The sequence below is a fragment of the Neobacillus cucumis genome (assembly GCF_002860255.1).
Taxonomy (GTDB): domain Bacteria; phylum Bacillota; class Bacilli; order Bacillales; family Cytobacillaceae; genus Neobacillus; species Neobacillus cucumis_A.
In genome coordinates this window covers 1-1,874 of record NZ_PGVE01000025.1, presented here as the reverse complement: position 1 = coordinate 1,874, position 1,874 = coordinate 1, and the positions used below count along the sequence as shown (strand labels likewise).

Below are 1,874 nucleotides of genomic sequence, written 5' to 3'. Positions count from 1 at the left end.
ATTGTGTGCCACGAAAACTAGCGAATTGTGTCTGAAGGCACAATCAACTAGTTGTGCTGCACTCAAGATGAGAGTAGGCCTCTCGCAATCGCTATACAGGTAGAGATTGCAAACCACCCTAAGGTGCTGTAGTCAAAAGCTATGGTATTGAGCGTTAGGGAAAAGGCAGAGCAAGACTCTGTCAGGTACGTATTAAGGAGACGAAAACCATTGAACCGCTGAGGAAGTATCGAAAGCGTAGGGATGTCATCAAAACTGAGGGGGAGTCGTTAACTCAGGATTAGTTCGGAGGAAACCTGTTTACTGTCCGTTCGGTGACCGGTATAAAGGCGGCGTGAATTTAATACAGGCTTGAGTGTGGAACGTGGGAACCTACGACATGGATGCCAAGGGAGAAATTCAAGTGGAAGCACCACAAGAATCAGAGTACCAATGCCATGTATAGGGGCGGAATAACCCGTAGTAGTAATGAAACCTCCTAACGGAGGTGGAGCAAAGGGGTTATGTTATTCAGTTTTATTAGCAAGTCAACCATCTTAATGGGAGGAACTTATGAATAAAACAAAGCCATATGCAATATCTAAAAAGGTGGTTTATGAAGCCTTTCTAAGAGTAAAAGCAAACAAAGGGTCAGCCGGTATTGATGAAGAGTCAATTGAAGCATTCGAACTGAACCTAAAGGACAATCTCTATAAGCTATGGAATAGAATGTCCTCAGGAAGCTATTTCCCTCCAGCAGTAAAAGCAGTAGAAATACCGAAGAAAGGTGGAGGTACTAGGACACTGGGAATTCCAACGGTTGAAGACAGAATTGCACAAATGGTCGTGAAAATGTACTTTGAACCCTCGGTAGAACCTTTCTTCCATAAGGATTCGTATGGTTATAGGCCTAACAAAAGCGCAATTCAAGCGTTAGAGATAACCCGCAAAAGGTGTTGGAAATATAACTGGGTTCTAGAATTCGATATTAAAGGACTATTCGATAACATTGATCACGGTTTACTAATGAAGCAGTGGAAAAGCACACAAGTAATAGATGGGTAAAACTATATATAAAAAGATGGCTAAAGGCACCTTTCCTAACAAAAGAAGGTGAAGTAGAACGTACTTCTGGTACACCGCAAGGTGGAGTTATAAGTCCAGTTCTATCAAATCTATTTCTTCATTACACATTTGATAAGTGGATGACTATTAATCATCCATTTAATCCTTTTGCGAGATATGCAGATGACGCAGTTATCCACTGTAAGTCAGAAGCTGAGGCAACAAAATTGTTTAAATCACTAAACAAAAGGATGAAAGAATGTAAGCTCGAACTACATCCAACTAAAACACGAAGTGTTTACTGTAAAGATGCAGATAGGAAAGAAAATCACGAAAATATTTCGTTCGATTTTCTAGGATATACGTTCAGACCAAGACGTTCCAAAAACAGATGGGGAAAGCATTTTATTAACTTTACACCGGCGATTAGTAACAAATCAAAGAAATCAATTCGGCAAAAAGTAAGGGAATGGAGACTACAGTTAAAAGCTGAAAAGGACCTTACGGACCTATCAAATATGTTTAACTCACAGATAATAGGCTGGATTAATTACTACGGTAAGTTCTACAAATCTGAAATGTACTCAACATTAAGGCACATCAACAAAGCTTTAATAATGTGGGCAAGGAAGAAATACAAAAGGTTAGCTCGTCACAAGAAAAGAGCAGAATATTTCTTAGGTAGAATTACAAAACAGAATCCCAATCTCTTTAAACATTGGGAATTAGGTATTAGGCCTACGGCTGAATAATGGGAGCCGGATGAGCTGAGAGGTTCACGTCCGGTTCTGAGAGGGGCCACTGGGGAGGTTCCAGTGGTCTACTTGCCT

Annotated in this window: 2 protein-coding genes; both read left to right on the top strand. The window is 40.4% G+C overall.

Annotated elements, in window-relative coordinates:
• The first annotated feature begins 552 nt into the window (after nt 1-552).
• On the top strand, nt 553-1,044 hold the full coding sequence (locus CVD27_RS29050) for a reverse transcriptase domain-containing protein (RefSeq protein ID WP_374703042.1): 492 nt from the start codon (nt 553-555) through the stop codon (nt 1,042-1,044).
• On the top strand, nt 1,014-1,796 hold the full coding sequence (locus CVD27_RS29045; protein WP_374703041.1) for a reverse transcriptase domain-containing protein: 783 nt from the start codon (nt 1,014-1,016) through the stop codon (nt 1,794-1,796). The genes CVD27_RS29050 and CVD27_RS29045 overlap by 31 nt, the downstream gene beginning before the upstream one ends.
• The last annotated feature ends 78 nt before the right edge of the window (nt 1,797-1,874 follow it).

What these genes read in the sequence shown, in the direction of transcription:
- CVD27_RS29050 (WP_374703042.1), top strand. Translation starts at nt 553, where the DNA reads ATGAATAAAACAAAGCCATATGCAATATCTAAAAAGGTGGTTTATGAA.